The following is a 16,875-nucleotide window of genomic DNA, read 5'->3' on the forward strand; positions in this document are numbered from 1 at the left end:
AGGTGGCCGACCGACAGCATTCGACCTCGAGATCTACCGCCGCCGCAACACCGTCGAACGCAGCTTCAACCAGCTCAAAGGCTTCCGCGGCATCGCCACCCGCTACGAGAAGACCGCCACTTCATACGAAGCGGCGGTCACACTCGCATCACTTCTGCTCTGGGCAAGATCGATTTGAAGACGGACCCTAGTACCCCACCGTAGATCTTGATCTCCACGGCTGAGCGGCGGCTTGCCCGCGGTAAGGGCACTGGCCTGCGCGGGTTTGGTGCCGGCGTCGCCAGTGTGACCAGCGCAGGCGGTGTGCGAGGCGGGGTTTGGGCTGGCCCGCCGTCATCCACTTCGGTGAACCGCCCCGGTGCCCGGCCGCGGAGCGGCCCACCGGGTGAGCGGCCGGTTCGGTCGCAGCCCCGAACTCGATGCCACGAGCCGACTCTTCCGAAGGTTCGCCGAGATCCTCACCACCCGATCCGGCCACCGCAAAGACTGGATCGGCGCCGTCCGCGCCGAAGACCTGCCCGGCCTGCACAGCTTCGCCACCGGCCTGGAGAAGGACTGGGACGCCGTCACCCAGGGCCTGAGCAGCCGCTGGAATTCCGGGGCCGTCGAAGGCAGCGTCAACCACATCAAGATGATCAAATGCCAGATGTTCGGACGGGCCAAGCTCCCGCTGCTACGCAAGCGTGTCCCGCCTACCGCGAGACAGCCGGGCGTCACGAGTGCGAGCTGTGCTTGACAGAACGACGTCATGAGCTCGAACGACGACCAGATAGCGCAGGCCGAGAGCCGACTCGGAGTTCGGTTCCCGGCCGACTACCGGACCTTCCTGGCCACGGGAGGGAGCGTGAGCCGATTCGTTCTTTCGGCGGACGACTTCCTGATGATCAATGCCATAGAGGAGCTCGTCGATGTCAACGAGGCAGGCGACATCCACGAACGCTTCCCCGGCGGTGTCGTCATCGGTAGGGACGGTGACCGCGAGATGCTCACCTACGACTTCCGGCAGGAGCCTCCGGCTCTCTTTCTGCTCGACAACTCCGCCCAGGACTGGTCGGCCGCCATCCACCAGGCAACCTTGCTGACTACCTTGCTTGAACAGTTCCCCGAGCACGGGTGGAACTGGGACGACCAGGAGCCCGCAACTCAGTGACCCTCGTCTCACGGAAACTGGTATGGCATGCGACCTCCGGTCCGGGCAGGATCTGCGCGGGCCCATTACCCGCTGACAGCACCGCCCCACCACACTCAGACCGTCTCTGGACGCTGTGCGAGGAGAGCGATCCGTGCGGTCAAACGCTCGGACGGCCCAGTGGTCGAGGCGGACGAGGTCTGAACCACGGCGTCCGCGAGGCTGAAGGCCTGATGCCCCCGCGCGTAGGGGCATGGCGAAGCGCGCACGACACCGCCCCGTACGAGGCTCATACGGGGCGGTGCGCTGTCCGCCGCTACCTCTGGTCGCTGCGCAGCATGGCGATGTAGTGCGTCGCCTGGGCGTAGGTGGTCACGGTGGCGCCGCCGATGTCGGTCGGCGTCGGGCGGGAGCCGTTGCGCTCCTGGTAGATCCACCGGGAGCCCCGCCCCCAGTCGTTCTCCTCGGCGGCTTCCTGGGCGGTCAGGGAGGTACCGCCGCCGAGGGCTTGGCGCACTGTGCCCTCGATGTTGCGGAAGCGGGCCGACTCGGAGGTCAGCGCGATCGCGGCGACCAGGTGGTTGCGGATCGCGTTCGCGTCGCCTCCGTCGCGGGCGAACTCCCACAGGGCGTTCATGTTGCCCCACACCCCGTTCGGAGTGATCCACAGCTGCCTGCTCTGGGTGTCGCCGTGCTCCAGGCTGTGGTTGCCCCCGTAGCGCCCGCTGTAGGGCAGGACGATGGCGTTGCGGCCGAGCGCATGGCCGAGGTCGAAGGGTTCCTGCTCCCCGACCTGGCTGAACTGGACGACGTTTCCGGCGTTGCCGGTGGAGAAGCCCCGCAGGTAGAGGTTGTTGGCGGTGAGGTAGAGCGTGACCGTCCGCCTGACGTCCTGACCGTTCTCCTGCCAGGTGTAGGTGGCGTTGACGGCGATGACCTCATTGCCGCGGCTGGTCTCCCACACGGCGTCCGAACCGGAACCGCCCACCATGGTGCCGGTGTTGCGCAGCGACCTGATGAAGTCCGAGTAGCGGGCGCGCAGGGTGTTGGAATTGGTCGAGGTCAGGTCCCAGGCGACCGTGCGGACGGGGACCTGGAGGGCGGAGACGGGGGCTGCCTCGGGCCGTGAGTCGGCGGCCTGGGCGGCGGGAGCGGCCACGGCCAGCAGGGGCAGGCACAGGAGTGCCGCGACGAGGGGCTTGCGCATCGGGGTGTTCCTCATTCGGGTGGGTGCCGGTGACGTGCGGGGCGGGGGGGCGGCGGTCAGTTGACCGTGAAGACGACGTCGGCGTTCTTGCCTCCGCCGCCGGCCCGGGCGCAGGAGTGGCCCGCGGGAACCTGGCAGTCGTAGGAGTTGCCGCCGGAGAAGGGGTTGTCCCAGCGGAAGACGACCTTGCCGCCGCCGGACATCTGGTATTCGGCCGAGCCCTCCGTCCCGGTGGCGAAGCCGTCGGACTCGCTCTGCCAGCGGGCCACCGCGCCGTTGTTCATCACCGACGGGGGCAGGTTGTCACCGCTCCATATGCCGTGGTCCAGGCCCGCACCGGTCCGGGCAAGCAGGGCGCCGGATTGGTTCACCACCGTGACGCGGACACTGCGCACGGGGGTGACCGCGAGGGCTCCGGCCTGTGAGAGGGCCGAGAGCCGGGCGGTGGACTTGGCCGTCAGGGCGAAGTTGACGGTGGCGTTGTTCCCGCCACCGCCCGAGCGGCTGCACTCGTAGCCCTCGGGGGCCTCGCAGCTGTAGGAGTTGCTGCCCGCATAGGGGTTGTTCCAGCGGATGGTCACGTCCTTGGCCGTACCGGCGATGTTGTAGGTGACGTGACCCTGAGTGCCGGTGGCGAACCCGCAGGACTCGCTGCTCCAGGAGGCGGAGACGGTCTTGGCGATGGCATCCGGGGGCAGGCCGTCCCGGGACCAGCACCCGTGGTCCAGGCCGGAGCCGGTGCGCAGCAGCTGGCGGCCCGTGCTGTTGGCGAAGACGACGCTGGTGCTGCGCTCGGCGGACCGGACGGAGGCGCCGCCGGGGGCCGGGGCGGCCTGGGCGGCGGGGGCGAGTGCGGCGGCGCCGCCGGCCAGAGCGGCCAGGAGGGCGGCCGAGGCGGACCAGCGGGCACGGGCCCTTCTAGACATGTGCATGACAAGCCCTTCGGGTGTGGGGTACGAGGTATGCGAGGGGTGGAAAGGGGGGGAGGGGGCCGGGCGGGCCGTCCGTCAGTCGACGTACCAGAGGAGGTAGCGGCTGGAACTGTCGTTGGGGTTGCACTCGTAGCGGCTGTACAGGCCCAGGCCGACGGTGAGCGAACCGGCCTGGTTGCACTGTGCGTAACTCGCGTACGAGCCGCCGTAGATCCGATACTCCTCGGCGGCGCTCGCGGCGCCGGAGGAGACGGCCACGAGGGCGGCGGCGGCACAGAGGCCGGCGGCCAGTCTGCGGGGGGCGGTTCGGGGCATGGCGAAGCGCACGGGGAAAACCTTCCGGTGATTGATCGGAGCCGTGCGCCGCGTACGGCGACGCACGAGGGACCGGACGCGTCCGTCGACGCGCCCTGCCGGCGACCGGGTCGGGCCCACAACCACCCAACCGACAGCGGATGGAGTCCGCTGCCCCCGCACCCGGTCTCCCAGGCGGCTCAGTCGAGCGGCTTGCGGGGGCACCAGGAGTCGCCCCAAGCCGTCGTCACGAGGCAGTGCTTGTTGTCGTGGCCGCCGCCTGGGGGTGTGATGGTCGTCCCGTGCACATCGGCGGTGGCCGCGGCGGCGCCGCCCCACACGATCCCCGTGCTCAGTACGACCGCGAACAGTGTCCGCACCACGATTGCGCGCATGGCGTCGATTCCCCTCGTCTCGGCGACAGTTCGGCCACGGCGGGCGGTGCTCCTGGTCGGGGAGCCGTCCCTGCCGTGGTCACCACACTGCCAGTGGATGGATGGCACATGCATCCCCGAGGAGGGATCATGATCCTGCCAGGCACGTTTAGGAGGCATGCGATGGAGACGGACAGCGGACCCGGCACGGCGGCCCAAGTACCCGGCCTCGACAGCGCGGCCGTCCTGCTCTACCGGTGGACGGTCATCCACGAACGCCTGACCCCGGCGACCCTCCCGCAGGCCGCGGCCGAGACCGGAGTGAACCCGCAGGCCTGCCTGGCGGCCCTACGGACACTCACCGACTCCTGCCTCCTCACGGAACTCCCCGCCGACGACGGGGCGGGAGAGCCGGCCGGCTGGCAGCCCGTGAGCCCCCAGGCCGCCACCGCGCAGTTGCTGTCGGACCGCGACACGGCCCTGCGCGCGCAGGAAGAGGCGCTGCGGGAACAGCGCCGGCGCATCCAGCTGCAACGCGACGGGCTGGCCGCGCTGATGCCGGTCTACCTCCAGGCCCGCCAACACGTCTTCCCGCAGGGGACCATCGACCACTTGCCGGACAAGCTGGCGGTCCGCTCGCTGCTGTCGGACGTGATCGACTCCTGCCACAGCGAGGTGCTGGTCTCCAAGCACGGCGGCTCGTTCCCGCCCGCGGCGTTGCGGGAGGCGTTGCCGCGCGACCTGGCACTGCTCGGGCGGGGCATCCGGATGCGGAGCCTGTACCAGCACGCGACGCGCTTCGACCAGGCAACACGGCTGCACGCGGAGCAACTCGTCGGAGCGGGCGCCGAGATCCGGACGCTGCCGGAGGTACTGCCGCAGATGATCATCGTGGACGGGACGCTGGCCCTGCTGCCGGCCAGGTCGGGCGGGGCGCTGCTGATCCGGGAGCCGGACCTGCTGGCCTATCTGCTGGACGTCTTCGAGCGGGACTGGGAGAACGCCGCGCCGTTCGCGACGGGGCCGCAGGCCGCGCACGACGTGTCCAAGACGATGAAGCAGAGCATCCTTGTGCTGCTCGCCAAAGGGCTCAAGGACGAGTCCATCGCGCGCCGCCTGGGCATCTCCCTGCGCACCTGCCGCCGTCACGTCTCCGAGCTGCTGGAAGGGCTCGGCGCGCACAGCCGCTTCCAGGCGGGGGTCATCGCCGAACGCCAGGGCCTGACCGCCCACCCGGACCGCCCCACCCCGCCCGCCCCGCCTGCGCCCACCCCGCCTGCGCCTGCCCCGTCCGCCACGGCCGTGCCCACGTCCGCCCCGCCGCCGCCGGTGCCCCGGCCCGCGTCGGCCGGGCCCGGGGCCGGTGGGCCCGCGGTCGGCACGGGGTGTCCCGGGTGTGGCGGGGCGGTGGCCGTGGCCGCCGCGGTCCCGGACCGGGCCGGTGGGCGTCCGCCCCGCTACTGCTCACCCCGCTGCCGCTCGCGCGCCTACCGGGCGCGGCTGAAGGAGCAGGGGACCGGACCGGGTGACGGCGCCGCCGCGGCGGACCGTACGGGCGTCACGAAACCCGCCGACCCCGTGACGTAACCCCTGGTGCCGTTAAGGCACGGGTCACGGAGACATCACCGGACCTCCCTGGGCCGTCGACTGGACCAAGACCGCCTGCGAATACTGCGACAGCCTTCCCCCGCAGATCAGGGATCTGGTCATCGACGCGGTCGTCGAGCTGCTCTCCTCCCGGCACCCCTACCGCGACTACGGCCTGGACACCGACAAGGTCTGCATCGAGCCGGCGCGCTCCACCTAGCCCCGCGGGGCGCACATCCTCAACTTCGATCACAACCGCGGCCGGCTGCGCTACGTCTTCATCCGCCGCAGCGCCGAACCTCAAATCGTCATCGAGACCGTCTCCTGGCCGTAGCCCCGCGCCCGGGAAAAAGTCCGCGCGGCCACAGGCCGGACGTCGCCACCCGCAACGGTGCGTTACCACTTCCGAGGCCGTTACTTCTTCGCTGGTGAATCGTTTTTCCCGGTGTTGCGACGAAATACAGGCCGCTCCCTCCGCAGTTCCGCGACACCGGCCCGGGCGCCACGCTTCCCCCCACGGCCCTGAGCCGCACCACGTCCTCGACATCGGTCACGGACATGCAGTCGGAGACGTTCACGCAGACCCTCATCGTCGAACCGAAGACTGCCGGGGCCCTTTACAACGAGACCCACACCATCGACGTCCTCCGAGAGGACAACAGTTCCGCCAGCGTCACGGGTTCTCTCACGTTCCAGGCGTATACCTCGGTCTACTACGTGAGCTACGACGGATCGAGCTCGCAGCGGCGAAGTGAGCCGGTACGAGCACAGGTGCCCAGCCTGCCGCTGTCCGGGGCCTGACCGGCCGAACCTGCGCATGCCGCGGACACCCGCCCCCTGCACCCGCGGGCGGCGGGTGCCGCCACTCGCCCGGGCCGACGGGCCCCGGTTGTCGGACAGGGCGCCGGAAGCAGCCTCAGCGACAAGCGTCACCGGGCGACAGGCGATGGCGGCGCCAGGCTCTTGTCCTGCATCGAGACGAGCAGTACCTGCTGTCCGATGTCACCCGGCTGGCCCGCGCAGGCCTGGACGGCGCCAACCAGGCGATGTTCACCGAGTGCGAGCACATGACGGCCGACCAGCGCCGCCAGGCCGCGAACACCGCCCTGGACACCCTCGTCGGCTTCCTCAGCATCGACGCCTGACAGACACCACCGGTGGGTGACTTCCACGGCCAAAGCGCGCAGGTCGTCCGACCCCGGCCCCACGCGCAGAACCGCGTCGCCCCGCTCGGTCGGTCAGCGCGTGCCCCCACTCGCGAGGCGAACGCATCCGACTTCGGCCATCGATCAGCGGCTCGGATCGTGGTGCTCACAGGTATTGGCCCTGCAGGGTGCGGGCGCCCGCGGCGATGACTTCGGCGAGTTGGTTGGCGACCGCTGTGCTGCACCCGCCGAGCCGGACGAGGCCACGGCAGCCGACCGGCCCGTCGTTGCAGAGCGAGGGAAGGGTCAAGCCGGCGAGCGCCAATGCGGCCTGCAGGTTCGTGACGGCTTCCTCGCCTGCCTGGTAGGCGGCGTCCTGGCTCCGCTTGTACCGCAGTCGTTCGGCGTGGGTGAGCTCGTGAGGCATGGTGCTGTCCTTGCGGAAGATGCTGGGAAGGATGTGAGGGGATTGGGTAGACGCCACTCAGGGCGCTGCTCGTTGCGCCACCCCGGTGTCGTACCGGTGATGCGGGGGGGGCGGCCGCTCACGGCGCTGCTCGTTGCGCCACCCCGGTGTCGTACCGGTGATGCGGGGGGGGCGGCCGCTCACGGCGCAGACCCGTAGGGCTGAGACCGTCGGCAACCCGTGACTAATCCGTTTTGATCTTCGTTCCCGTACTGCAAGTGATCACGCTTCTTGCACGGGGAGGGAGAGGCTTGGTGATCGAGAAAACACGGCGCAGCGCGAGGCGTTTGTCTCTCCCCGGAGGGCGGGGCCGCGATTCCGCGAGGTTCATGAGCTGTAGCGGAATCCGGGAGGGGTATAAGCCCGGGCGGCCCTTTGGTCCTTTACCGGGTAGTCGGGGAGTGCGGTGTCCGGGCCGCTCAGACGACTGTCGGTTGCCGCAGCAGGCGAAGTGTGCGGCCACGGTGTCGTGGGACGGGTTGGCGGGGCGGTCGGGTGAGGGTGATCTGCCGGACGAGTTGCTGGAAACAGGCCAGTGCGGCGATGGGCGGGAGCGTGGCCGCCGCCCGAGCCGCGAACGTGCCGGGTGCCTGTGCCACGCACAGGAGCGTGGCAAGGGTCGAGAACAGCAGGACGATGGACCAGGAGTGCACGGCTCGACGTTGATGCAGGGCGGCCCGGAGGATGGACAGGGAGGCGACCACCCACGGCCCGTAGATCAGCAGCGGCCACCAGCTGACGACGTCCTGCGTGGTGTGCGGGCCGGCGCTGTGCCGCAGGGCGTCGCAGATGGCCAGACCGCTGAAGACGCTGACCACGGCGGCGATGACGGCGACCAGCACGGCGGTGAAGACGCTGCCCGTCCCGAGCAGGGACCCCGCCGTTGATCTCGGCGGGGTACGACGGTGCCCGTGGCCGGTCAGCGGCCGCAGCTGTTCACCGGCCCGCTGCGCCGGTTCGGGGATCGTACCGGCGAGAGGGTGAGTATCGGCGGTCCCGAACTGGTCGACGAACGTCGTCTCTGCCTGCCCCGGCCGGCCGGCCTCCTGCAGGAGGTGAGCAAGCTCTTGCGTCGGATCCCACGCGGTATCCATTGCGCCGGCGTCGATGAGCGGTTGCTGGGCGGCGCCGTGTTGCTCGAAGCCCTGCGGCGGCCACAACGCGGAGAAACCCGGGAGGGAGGGGTGGGATCCACTGCCGTCGTCCCAGCCGTACTGCTCAAACACCGAGGATCTCCCCGAAGCACTCGCCGACGGCGGTCTCAGACGGTCCGCTGTTCGGGGAGCGCCGACGGAACTCGTTCTGGATCCGGCTCATCTCCTCCAGGAAGTCCTCGAAGATCGAGGACGAATAGTGGAGATCCACTTCACGCCCCTCGTTGCGCAACGTCGCGGCCTTGTGTGGGGTCCAGCCCGTGTATGTCCAGTCGCCCGCCCGTGCGCCTTCGGTGCCGACGACGTATCCGTAGCGGCCCGCGCTCCGCAGAAAAATTTCTGCGTGGTTTGCTGTTGTCATAGTCCCCTAAACGCTCCCGATATCGGCGAGGGTGTGGTCCGTTCAGGTGATGGCATGCTTTGTAAACAAGCATTGACCAGTGTCTTTAATCATTTGGGCATTCACGGGGACCCTTTGGGGACAGCAGCCGCCACGCCGTCCCCGAAGCGGTCGTGCCAGCTCACGACAAGGACGCATGCAGCCATCAAGTGGTGTCCACCAGGGGGCGTGAAGGCCCTGCACGCAACGAAGGTAGGCGCGCGCCCCGCCGCGTAGGGGCGCTCGTACGCGCCCGCGCGCCCGCCCGGCCGTAAACGGCCCACAAGACGCAACCCCCCATAGCAGTAGGTCTGTTGTCGCGGATCGACCTGTCCTGAACACAAGGCACGCCACTTGACCTCACCCGGAGTCGGCGCGCATCCGGTGAGCTCGACGCCCTTACCCGTCACGTCCGGTCCTTCGCGACCATGCTCACCGCCTCCAAGGCGAGCGTCTCCCGGAGTGGCTCGACGCCGTTCGACAGGCCGACCTGCCCAGCCTCCACACTCTCGGCGCCGGCATCGACCGCGACCTCGACGCCGTCATCGCCGGGTTGGGCCTGTCCAGAAGCTCGGGGCGCGGTCATGGGCATGTCAACCGGATCAAGATGCTCAAGCGCCAGATGTTCGGGCGACCAGACTTCGGACTTCGCCGCAAAAATAGAACTCAACCCAGAGGTTTCGGGGCTCTGTTGCTTGCCCCGGTGCACCGGGGCGCTGAGGAGCGGCGACGGGCATATTCGGCTGCTCTGATGGGAAATGTGGCCCCATGATCTACGGCTCCCATGGAATCAAGGGCGGCCCCGCTCTGGGTGTGCTCCCCGGCCTGGACGGCCCCTTCGGGCTGCGGCCGGAAGCGGAAGCCGGCGACGGCGTGCCGGCCTCGCTGACTCTGTTGTGCCCGCCCTGCCCCACAGGACCGGGTCGCGACCAGGGCCGGACGACCGCCGTGTCCGGGAACGGTCTCATTGCGACGGGCACCACCGGTCGTGTCCTCACCACGCGGCCGACCGCGTCCTCGCGGGAGAAGAATGAGGGGCTGGACGTGGATGGCCTTCACTGAGGGTGATGTGCCGGCGGACGCCAGGCCGGCAGACACCCCCGCGGGCGGGTCGGGAGAGCCGGCCGGTTCAGCCGAGGCGCCGGTGGTCGACGGGCGGGTCCGAAAGACGATCGACCGCATTGTGCACGCGGTCCGGAACGGCGAGGACAAGGAAATCGACACCTTGTTGGCCGACCTGGCCGCCGTCGCCGGCACCACCGACCTGCTGAACCTGCGCGAGCGGCTGTACCGGCCCCTGTAAAGGGATGCGTTCACGCACGGAGGAACAGGTCACCACCGTCCACCGCCGACCGGACACCGCTCCAAGGCGAGCCGGGACGACGGGGCACCTCACGGCCCTCGGCAAGCCACTGCCGCACCACCGCGTCATAGATCGGCACATCCGATACCTGCCCCCACTCCATGAGGAGCCGGCCGAAGACCCACACAGGAGGCGAAACGGTTTTCTCCATGCCCAGGCAACGAACCCGCATCCCCGACGTGGCGGCACGTGACTGTTCCGTCATCTCCACACACCCCTGAACGTGACCCGTCGAGTAACGGACTCTCTCTCGCACACCTTTCGACCTACCCACTCGTGCGGGTGCGGCCACCCCGGGATCGAGCGGTGCGCCGGCCGCCGTCGCGGGAGTTCGTTGACGCTCCATCAAGATCTTCAGGTTCTCTGACCGTGAGACAACCTCAGTAACGGTCGCTCGTCGCAGAGCAGGACAAGGGGAAATGCGCGTGCGCGGCCGCGCGGTCGGCCCGGTCAAGGGGGGGTGAGCGGGCGGATCAAACGTCAAGTGGGCGCGCCATCGGGTCCACTCGGTGGCTGGCCTGGCAGCCGCGGTGCGGTCCGGGCTCCTGCGGGCTGTGTGCCTGCTGTCGTCCGTGGGCGACGACGTCGTACGACCGGCCCCGCACGGCGGTGGTGGTGCGCAGCTTCTCCCGCACCGCCGCACCGCCGCACCGCCGCACTGCAGCGGGATGCGGTGGATCTCCCACTCCCCCGCATCCTGGCCCGAAGCCCGGGGCGCAGCCGGCTCGCCGGGATCGGCCGGGGGCTGCCGGTCCGGGTCGGGTGCGGGGACGGGCGGCTCGCCGGGATCGGCTGGGGGCTGCCGGTCCGGGTCGGGTGCGGGAGCGGGCGGCCGGGGGGGCGGGGCGGTCGGGCAGGGACCATCGGGCGGTGTAGAGGCGGTAGCCGACCTACAGGCGGCGCAGGTCTCCGGGGAAGAGCGTCACTTCGCCGTCGTGCCATCGGACGATCAGATCGGAGTCACCGTTCTGCTGGGAGCCGGTGTGGAAGGTTCCGGCCGCGGCACCGACCGCGTGCTTCCAGAGTCCGGCAGAGCCCAGTTCGCTGCGGCCTCCCCTGTCCGGTTCCTCGTTGGCTCGGTTGAACAGCCGGCTGACCTCACCGTCGAACTGTGATGAGTAGGAGGTCGTTGGCTTCGTTCATTTTGCCTTTCAGATGTCCCCGCGGCGCGCCTGGACGGCCCCTCCGCCGCTGGCGATCTCTCCCATGTCGCGTGCTAGCAGGATTCCGACGCGGTCCAGCTGCTTTTGTCGCCGCACCCCTCTTGGTGTGGGTTGTTGGCTCGATGTTGTTGCAGGCGACGAGATGCGGGGAGCGCGCAGGCCGTTTTCGGCCATATCGCTCAGTTCCGCCTAGCGGGTAACCGCTGCCCCTTGGGCGGTGTGCACGGCGCGCCGGACGAGATCGACCCGTCGTTCATGAACTCAACGCCCGGCGAGCTGGCCTCATTCGAGCCAGTCGATAATCGGCCATGGTAGCTGAAATAATTTATTGCATGGAAGGTCGCACACCCTTCCTGCTATTGCAGGACTCTATTCGCCAACGCCTATGCGGAATGCCTGAATTCGGGTGGATGCCTGTCTCAAAGATGACTTCTCGGCGAGATCGACATGTACGCAAGATGTTCCCGTCAACTCAAGCGACAGCGCGAGGAGACAATCCGCGACCACTAGTAGACGGGGAATGAATTGAAGAAGCCCGGGAAGATCACTCTTGCCGCAGTCTCCATTTTGACTGCCGCTGGAGCTCTCGTCTCTGCCGGACCCGCCACTGCGGCTACCCCGGCAGCCCCGCAGTTCCAGGTGTTTACGGCGGCCGAGGGAGCCACCCCTCCGGCCGCGCTCATCGGCCCGCACGGTGAGAAGCCGACCCAGTGGGGTGTGGCCTCTTTCAACGTGTCGACGGCCCCCAAGTCGGGTGTCGCTGGGATAGCCGCCCAAAGCGTCGGCGGCGGCACCTGGAACTACGGCACCACGGCCCAGTGGAATGGCAAGAGGTGCTACTCGAACTACATCCACCCGACCAAGAAGCACTCGGCCAGCGTGGCGTTCGCGGGCGGGGTCGACAAGGACATCAGCGAAGCTGACATCTGGGCCACGGCGGGGATCACCGCCGGCGCAGCGTACACGTGCAACGCCTACTGGGGTCTCTACTAAGCTCCGTAGCGTCACACTTTCGCCTTCTCTGAAGGTCTGGCCAACCGTACCTTTTGCGGGACGGCCAGGCCTTCGGGTCTTTCATTGGCGGCCTAGCGGTGTGAGCAGGGACCCGGTAAGGTTGCGCGCACCCTTCGTCCGATGTATCGAGGTCCCACCCGTGCGTTCTTTTTTATCGGCTGTCGCGCTAACCCTCGTTGGTGGTGTGATCGTCGGAATCTCCGGCCCCACTTTGGAATCCACTGGCGGGCATGCGAGTCATGCGGCAAGTGTCACGCTCGTAGCAGGCTGGACATACGCCCTAGTGGCCTTCGTTTCCGGGCTACTGGCTAACTCGAAAAGGCGCGCGGCCGTAATGGGGTTCGCGTCCCTTGTGGTTACCGTCTTTGCCTACTATGTGACGAAGGCAATGCAAGGCGACTTCAGGCAGCCCGATTTCAGCCGCCCGAGTTCAGGAGCCCTAAGTTTTGCATGGGGCGATTTTCTTTCCATGCTCGCCTTGTGGTGTGTGTTCGCCTTGCTTCTGGGGCCTGTCTGCGGGCTCGCGGGGCACTGTGCACGTACAGGGCCCTTCCGCCTTCCCTGCCAGCTGCTTGTGCCAGTCGTGGTGATCTGTGAGACCACCATGCGTCTCTCCGCCGAAGCGGATAGGCAGGAAGGGTTGGTAGGTACCACCTGGAGTGTGACCCGTGGGCTAGCCATAGCGGTGTTCTTGGTTCTCATTGGCATCGCCGCAGTGAGCACCTGGCGCCGACGAACTACCCAAGCCCAGACCTGACAAGCTGCTGCGAAGTCGCTGTGACGAGGCCCGCTCCCGAGCAGAGCGGGCCTCCTGTGCCATGCGCTAGGGCCCGGTTGAGGACCGGGGTAGCCCATGCCGATCTGGCTCACGGGCAGGGCCCGATGCCCAGTGGTCCGGGGGGGCGCCTGTGGCTAGGGGACGTCGCCGCACGCCACACGAACCGGCCAACACGCGCCGACGACCGGAACACCCCCTGGCTCACCTGGAACGGGGCGTGCGCGGCTCCCGGGGCAACGCCGGCAACCCGACCAGAGCGCGCCACCTCGACCGGCTCCCTCTCTCAGGCGTTGCGGGGTTTGCGGCCGGCTGTCCTATTCGCCGCAGTCTCCTTCGCGGATGACTATGCGCCCCCGACGCCCTCGACGTTGGCCACCATCTTGCGCAGTACCTTGAGCGCGGCGACGTATTCTTCGTCGCTGATGCCCTGGTGGACCACGGCGCGTACCTCGGTCGCCAGCTCACGGAGCCGCGCTCTGGCGGCCTCCCCGGCATCCGTGAGGTGCAGGCGCTGCCCGTCGTCGATCCGGAGCCAGTTGCGATGGAGCAACTGGTCGACGACCCTGGCGATTTCGTGTGGCCCGTCGGCAAGGTGCGTCAGTTGCGCGACGACCTCCTCGCGGCTCGGCGGTGTGGCACCGCCGTTCACGCGGTTGAGTACCCAGTACTGCGACTGCGTGACGTCGATCTTGGCCATGGCATCACGCAGGTGCCGGGTGACGGTCGCATGGGTCAGGCCGCACCAGTAGCCGACCGGTTGAACGGCCAGCATGTCATCGGTGGCAACCGGGTTTGCCGGCGCCTGGTCAGTGATAGTTCCGGTCGGTAATTCCATGATCACGACGCTACATTCCCCCGCCGCACCGAACAATCGGAATGCGCATCCACTGCACATCGCCTCAAGGCTTGCCCACGCTCTCACCAGGAGGCTTGCCTCAAGAATGTCCCGTGATCCACGAGGCCCCGCGCCGCATCCCCTTCAGGGGCGGTGTCGGCGGCCGCCCGCCGTCCGGGCGGCTGCCGACACCTTGACACCGGTCAGTGGTGGCGTCGGCCCCAGGACCCGGTGTCGACCGTGCGGCCGTGGTCATCGCGCAGCGTCGCGGTGTCGCGGTGTCGCGGTGTCGCCTTGGTTGTCCCAGATGTGGTTTCGGCGGTTCTGGAACAGGTCGGTGCGGATGTCGCGGCCGCTGCCGGTGTGGGTGCGGATGCGATCACCCACGGAATCCTGGACAGGCGCGACCCGTTGCTCTGGCTCGCCGAGAAGACCGGCAAGACCGGCAAGACCGGCAACATCAAGCACGCCGCCGCCGTCCGCAAGGCCGGCGGCGAGGGCGCCGAATACCCCGAACCCGTCCAGGACGTCTCCGGTCCGGGCACCGCGCTGATGGAGCCGGACCTTCTCTGCACCAGCTTGGTGGCGTGGGCACGGGCTTCAGTACCGGAATGGCCGAGTCCCCGTCAGGGACCACGCGCGTGCGAACCGGCCGGAGCGCACCGTCAGGAGGTCGACGCCGCCGACAGAGGTACCGTCAGCCCTGTTTCCGGCCGTCCAGAGAAACGCTACGTACCCTCGCGCGGGGTCGACGACGGGCTGCCGGTGGATCGTGATGGCGGGCGGTTCGTTGGTCTTGGCCTGCCGCTCGATCAGCTCGGCCAACTCGGAGGGGCCGTGCGCATCGCCACCCGGTCCGGCGCCCGAGAACAGGGCGAAATCGGCCGTCACCACGTCCCTGGCCCGCTCGGTCCGTCCGTTGCGAAGCCGAATCCACTGGTGGCACAGGTTCTCGATCGTGGCCCGGTCGGTCCGCGAGGCCGCATCGGGTGCTGGATCTGATTGTTCACAACGCCGCTCCGCCACGAACGTCCAGTTCTCCCGTATGCGGTCGTCCCTGAGAATGTTGACGTCGATGCCCGTCAGTACCTGACCGTCGGCCTTCCTCACATCCCACAGGTAGGCGAATCGGTCACCGGCGTCGACCAACACTCGCGGGCTGAAGACGTTCACGTGGCGCGCGCGGTACCCGGTGACGAACTGTTCCTGCTCGTGCGGGCCGACCACCGTGTCCAGGCCGGCTCCGTGATCCGACCACTGCACGCAATCCTCGGACATCAGGCCGTACGCCAGGGAGGGGTCCTCGTTCCACATACGGCACCACGTGATCATGCGCTTCTCGTTGTCCATGGTGAACAGCATTGGGGCCCATCGCGACACCGTCCTGTCGGTGTTTCAGATCACAGAGCGAAAGGTTCGGCATCCAAGCGCTTCAACTCGGCCCTCCACTGCGGTTCCCGGGACGCCACTCGTTCGTCCGACAGTTCCAACGAGGTGATCCGTCCGAGCTGGAAGCCTCGGACCGCTGAACGCAGCCGGCACCACGCCGCCAGATACCAGCCACTGGGTCCCCATAGGAGGCCCAACGGCTCGACGTCGCGCGTTGTTGCCGCGCCGGCCCGGTCGGTATAGGTGAGGTGCAGGACATGTCCGGAGACCACTGCCCCGACGATGATCTCGCTCAACATGTCGCTCTGACCGGGCGCGTGGTCCCCGACCCGGTATACCAGCCGCGCGAGCGCTTCCTCCCGCTGTCGCACGTCGGCGGGCAGCACCGCCAGCACCTTCCGACCGGCGCGATGTGCGGCTGCCGCGAACGGCGTGGACGCCGCTGTGCGAAGCGCGACGCTGACAGCGAGGGCCTCAGTGGCGCTGAGTGTCACGGGCGGCAGCGTACGGTCCCGGTCCAGGCTGTATCCACCAGCCCGACCGGGGTCACTGCGGATCGGCAGGCCCGACTGCCTCAACGCTTCGAGATCCCGCTCCACGGTGCGCACGCTGACCTCGAACCGCCGTGCCAGCCACGGAGCACTGCGCGGCCGGGGCGCCACCGCTCGAAGCTCCTCGACCAGCGCATACAGGCGATCGGTACGGTTCACTGCCCCAGCCTAACCGCAGCCACCGAGTCGAGCCGATCCCCGAGTCAGTGCAGTCAACCGACCGGCCGTGTGCGCGCTACGGCGCTCCCGCGAACCCGTTGTGCGAGGCGTGTACGGCCGCGTAGGCGGGCGCAGTACGGGGTCCGAACGGTGTCTGTCTGCCGCCCGACCAGCCGCGCCTGCGGACGCTGGTCAACTACCTGGGCGGCGAACTCGGCCGCGCCGAGCGCGCGCTGAACGCGGCCGAGGAGGCCGAGGCCGCCGCAGCACGACGCCGACCGCCCGCCGAGCCGCCGGCGTGGTTGGTCGAGCGCGAGATCGGCACCGGCCGCCCGCCGAGCCGCCTCCACGTCGGAACGTGCCGGGACACCGGCAAACGCTGCGCTCCCGCCACCGCCGACCAGATCCGCGACCTGCTCGCCCGGGGCATACCCGCATGTCCCCAGTGCCGCCCGGACACCGCACTCGGGGTGCTGGAATGAGGGCCCGGCAGCAGGGTGGAGGGATGAGCCCCGCCAGCGCATCATCGTCTACCCGCCCGACGCCCAAGGCGGGCGCCGCGTCCGCTGCGACGGCGAAATCCTCGGCCGCGCCCTCGGCCCCGGCGATCTCACGGAGTTCCTGCGCCGGGCCGGCCTCGACCCCGACAGCGTCCGCCTGGACGATCCTCTGCTGATCGAGTGGAGCGGCGGCGGACCCACCGTGTGGAGTCCGGACACCGACGAGGAGCAGGCGCCGGGGGCGCAGCCGCCGGTACTGCTCGCGCGCGTTTGTCGCCGCAGAGACCGTGTCCCCACGCAGTTCGTGTCGCTTTAGGACAGGGCCGTGAAATTACGGTTGCGCTGCTGGTGGCAAGGGGGTTAGAACGGCGTTGTTGCCCAAGATGAGTCGTTGGGAGGTCCGCGGCCCGGTCACTCAGGTTGGCGCGGTAGCCCCGGGGGGAGAAACACCAGATC

Annotated in this window: 21 protein-coding genes and 2 pseudogenes; 10 read left to right on the plus strand and 13 right to left on the minus strand. The window is 68.7% G+C overall.

Annotation, left to right across the window (positions count from 1 at the left end):
* From E6R62_RS22240 to E6R62_RS22250, 3 genes are all read left to right on the plus strand, one after another.
* Positions 1-178: transposase (locus E6R62_RS22240; protein WP_168714134.1), on the plus strand; the 178-nt coding region annotated here is incomplete at its 5' end.
* A 207-nt stretch (positions 179-385) separates the two neighbouring features.
* A complete protein-coding gene (locus E6R62_RS22245; RefSeq protein ID WP_168714135.1) occupies positions 386-736 on the plus strand; it encodes a transposase in 351 nt (116 codons plus the stop codon).
* A gap of 12 nt (positions 737-748) precedes the next feature.
* Entirely contained in the window at positions 749-1,150 is a 402-nt protein-coding gene (locus tag E6R62_RS22250; RefSeq protein ID WP_136215287.1) for an SMI1/KNR4 family protein, read from the plus strand.
* A gap of 295 nt (positions 1,151-1,445) precedes the next feature.
* Here the strand turns inward: E6R62_RS22250 and E6R62_RS22255 are convergent, their stop codons facing one another.
* From E6R62_RS22255 to E6R62_RS39670, 4 genes are all read right to left on the minus strand, one after another.
* Positions 1,446-2,336 (minus strand): ribosome-inactivating family protein, encoded by an 891-nt coding sequence (locus tag E6R62_RS22255; RefSeq protein WP_168714136.1) that lies wholly within the window; start codon positions 2,334-2,336, stop codon positions 1,446-1,448.
* Between the two features lie 56 nt (positions 2,337-2,392).
* A complete protein-coding gene (locus E6R62_RS22260; protein ID WP_136215289.1) occupies positions 2,393-3,262 on the minus strand; it encodes a Crystal protein ET79 in 870 nt (289 codons plus the stop codon).
* Between the two features lie 81 nt (positions 3,263-3,343).
* Complete coding sequence (locus tag E6R62_RS22265) at positions 3,344-3,595, minus strand: hypothetical protein (protein WP_136215290.1); 252 nt, start codon at positions 3,593-3,595, stop codon at positions 3,344-3,346.
* A 167-nt stretch (positions 3,596-3,762) separates the two neighbouring features.
* The gene (locus tag E6R62_RS39670) at positions 3,763-3,957 is read right to left on the minus strand and encodes a hypothetical protein (RefSeq protein ID WP_168714137.1); all 195 of its coding nucleotides are present in this window, start codon (positions 3,955-3,957) and stop codon (positions 3,763-3,765) included.
* 162 nt (positions 3,958-4,119) lie between these two features.
* Between E6R62_RS39670 and E6R62_RS22270 the strand changes: the two genes are divergently transcribed.
* Together E6R62_RS22270 and E6R62_RS22280 are read left to right on the plus strand one after the other, a co-directional pair.
* Positions 4,120-5,523: a LuxR C-terminal-related transcriptional regulator gene (locus E6R62_RS22270; RefSeq protein ID WP_168714138.1), complete on the plus strand. Its 1,404-nt coding sequence runs from the start codon at positions 4,120-4,122 to the stop codon at positions 5,521-5,523.
* Positions 5,524-6,081: 558 nt separating this feature from the next.
* Positions 6,082-6,324: a hypothetical protein gene (locus E6R62_RS22280; protein WP_136215292.1), complete on the plus strand. Its 243-nt coding sequence runs from the start codon at positions 6,082-6,084 to the stop codon at positions 6,322-6,324.
* 510 nt (positions 6,325-6,834) lie between these two features.
* Here E6R62_RS22280 and E6R62_RS22285 read toward each other — a convergent pair.
* The 4 genes from E6R62_RS22285 to E6R62_RS22300 all read right to left on the minus strand — a co-directional run bounded on the left by E6R62_RS22285 (position 6,835) and on the right by E6R62_RS22300 (position 9,337).
* The gene (locus E6R62_RS22285) at positions 6,835-7,095 is read right to left on the minus strand and encodes a hypothetical protein (protein ID WP_206308805.1); all 261 of its coding nucleotides are present in this window, start codon (positions 7,093-7,095) and stop codon (positions 6,835-6,837) included.
* A 458-nt stretch (positions 7,096-7,553) separates the two neighbouring features.
* Entirely contained in the window at positions 7,554-8,360 is an 807-nt protein-coding gene (locus E6R62_RS22290) for a DUF2637 domain-containing protein (protein ID WP_240801813.1), read from the minus strand.
* Positions 8,353-8,649, minus strand: a complete 297-nt coding sequence (locus E6R62_RS22295) for a hypothetical protein (protein WP_136215293.1) — start codon at positions 8,647-8,649, stop codon at positions 8,353-8,355. Before E6R62_RS22295 ends, E6R62_RS22290 begins: the two co-directional genes overlap by 8 nt.
* A gap of 424 nt (positions 8,650-9,073) precedes the next feature.
* Positions 9,074-9,337, minus strand: a complete 264-nt coding sequence (locus E6R62_RS22300; protein ID WP_136215294.1) for a hypothetical protein — start codon at positions 9,335-9,337, stop codon at positions 9,074-9,076.
* Positions 9,338-9,715: 378 nt separating this feature from the next.
* On the opposite strand from E6R62_RS22300, the gene E6R62_RS22305 reads away from it, so the two are divergent.
* Positions 9,716-9,970 carry a hypothetical protein gene (locus tag E6R62_RS22305; RefSeq protein WP_136215295.1) on the plus strand — a complete coding sequence of 85 codons (255 nt, stop codon included), beginning with the start codon at positions 9,716-9,718 and terminating at the stop codon, positions 9,968-9,970.
* 10 nt (positions 9,971-9,980) lie between these two features.
* On the opposite strand, the gene E6R62_RS39675 is transcribed toward E6R62_RS22305, so the two are convergent.
* Complete coding sequence (locus E6R62_RS39675; RefSeq protein ID WP_168714139.1) at positions 9,981-10,241, minus strand: hypothetical protein; 261 nt, start codon at positions 10,239-10,241, stop codon at positions 9,981-9,983.
* A gap of 1,477 nt (positions 10,242-11,718) precedes the next feature.
* Between E6R62_RS39675 and E6R62_RS22310 the strand changes: the two genes are divergently transcribed.
* Together E6R62_RS22310 and E6R62_RS42195 are read left to right on the plus strand one after the other, a co-directional pair.
* Positions 11,719-12,186 carry a lactococcin 972 family bacteriocin gene (locus tag E6R62_RS22310; protein ID WP_136215296.1) on the plus strand — a complete coding sequence of 156 codons (468 nt, stop codon included), beginning with the start codon at positions 11,719-11,721 and terminating at the stop codon, positions 12,184-12,186.
* Between the two features lie 160 nt (positions 12,187-12,346).
* Positions 12,347-12,964, plus strand: a complete 618-nt coding sequence (locus E6R62_RS42195) for a DUF6518 family protein (protein ID WP_368773869.1) — start codon at positions 12,347-12,349, stop codon at positions 12,962-12,964.
* A 364-nt stretch (positions 12,965-13,328) separates the two neighbouring features.
* Here E6R62_RS42195 and E6R62_RS22315 read toward each other — a convergent pair whose 3' ends face one another.
* From E6R62_RS22315 to E6R62_RS22330, 4 genes and pseudogenes are all read right to left on the minus strand, one after another.
* Entirely contained in the window at positions 13,329-13,820 is a 492-nt protein-coding gene (locus E6R62_RS22315; protein WP_136215297.1) for a MarR family winged helix-turn-helix transcriptional regulator, read from the minus strand.
* Positions 13,821-14,023: 203 nt separating this feature from the next.
* Positions 14,024-14,195 (minus strand): annotated as a pseudogene (locus E6R62_RS40975) (lamin tail domain-containing protein); the annotation flags it as partial.
* 225 nt (positions 14,196-14,420) lie between these two features.
* A complete protein-coding gene (locus E6R62_RS39680; protein WP_168714141.1) occupies positions 14,421-15,170 on the minus strand; it encodes a nuclear transport factor 2 family protein in 750 nt (249 codons plus the stop codon).
* Between the two features lie 50 nt (positions 15,171-15,220).
* A complete protein-coding gene (locus tag E6R62_RS22330; RefSeq protein ID WP_136215298.1) occupies positions 15,221-15,919 on the minus strand; it encodes a YafY family protein in 699 nt (232 codons plus the stop codon).
* A 302-nt stretch (positions 15,920-16,221) separates the two neighbouring features.
* Here E6R62_RS22330 and E6R62_RS40980 point away from each other — a divergent pair, with 302 nt between their 5' ends.
* The gene (locus E6R62_RS40980; RefSeq protein ID WP_240801814.1) at positions 16,222-16,401 is read left to right on the plus strand and encodes a DUF6233 domain-containing protein; all 180 of its coding nucleotides are present in this window, start codon (positions 16,222-16,224) and stop codon (positions 16,399-16,401) included.
* A gap of 40 nt (positions 16,402-16,441) precedes the next feature.
* Positions 16,442-16,645, plus strand: a pseudogene (locus E6R62_RS40985) (hypothetical protein); the annotation flags it as partial.
* Between the last annotated feature and the right edge of the window lie 230 nt (positions 16,646-16,875).

Source organism: Streptomyces sp. A1136 (assembly GCF_004795055.1).
In the GTDB taxonomy this organism is placed as follows: domain Bacteria; phylum Actinomycetota; class Actinomycetes; order Streptomycetales; family Streptomycetaceae; genus Streptomyces.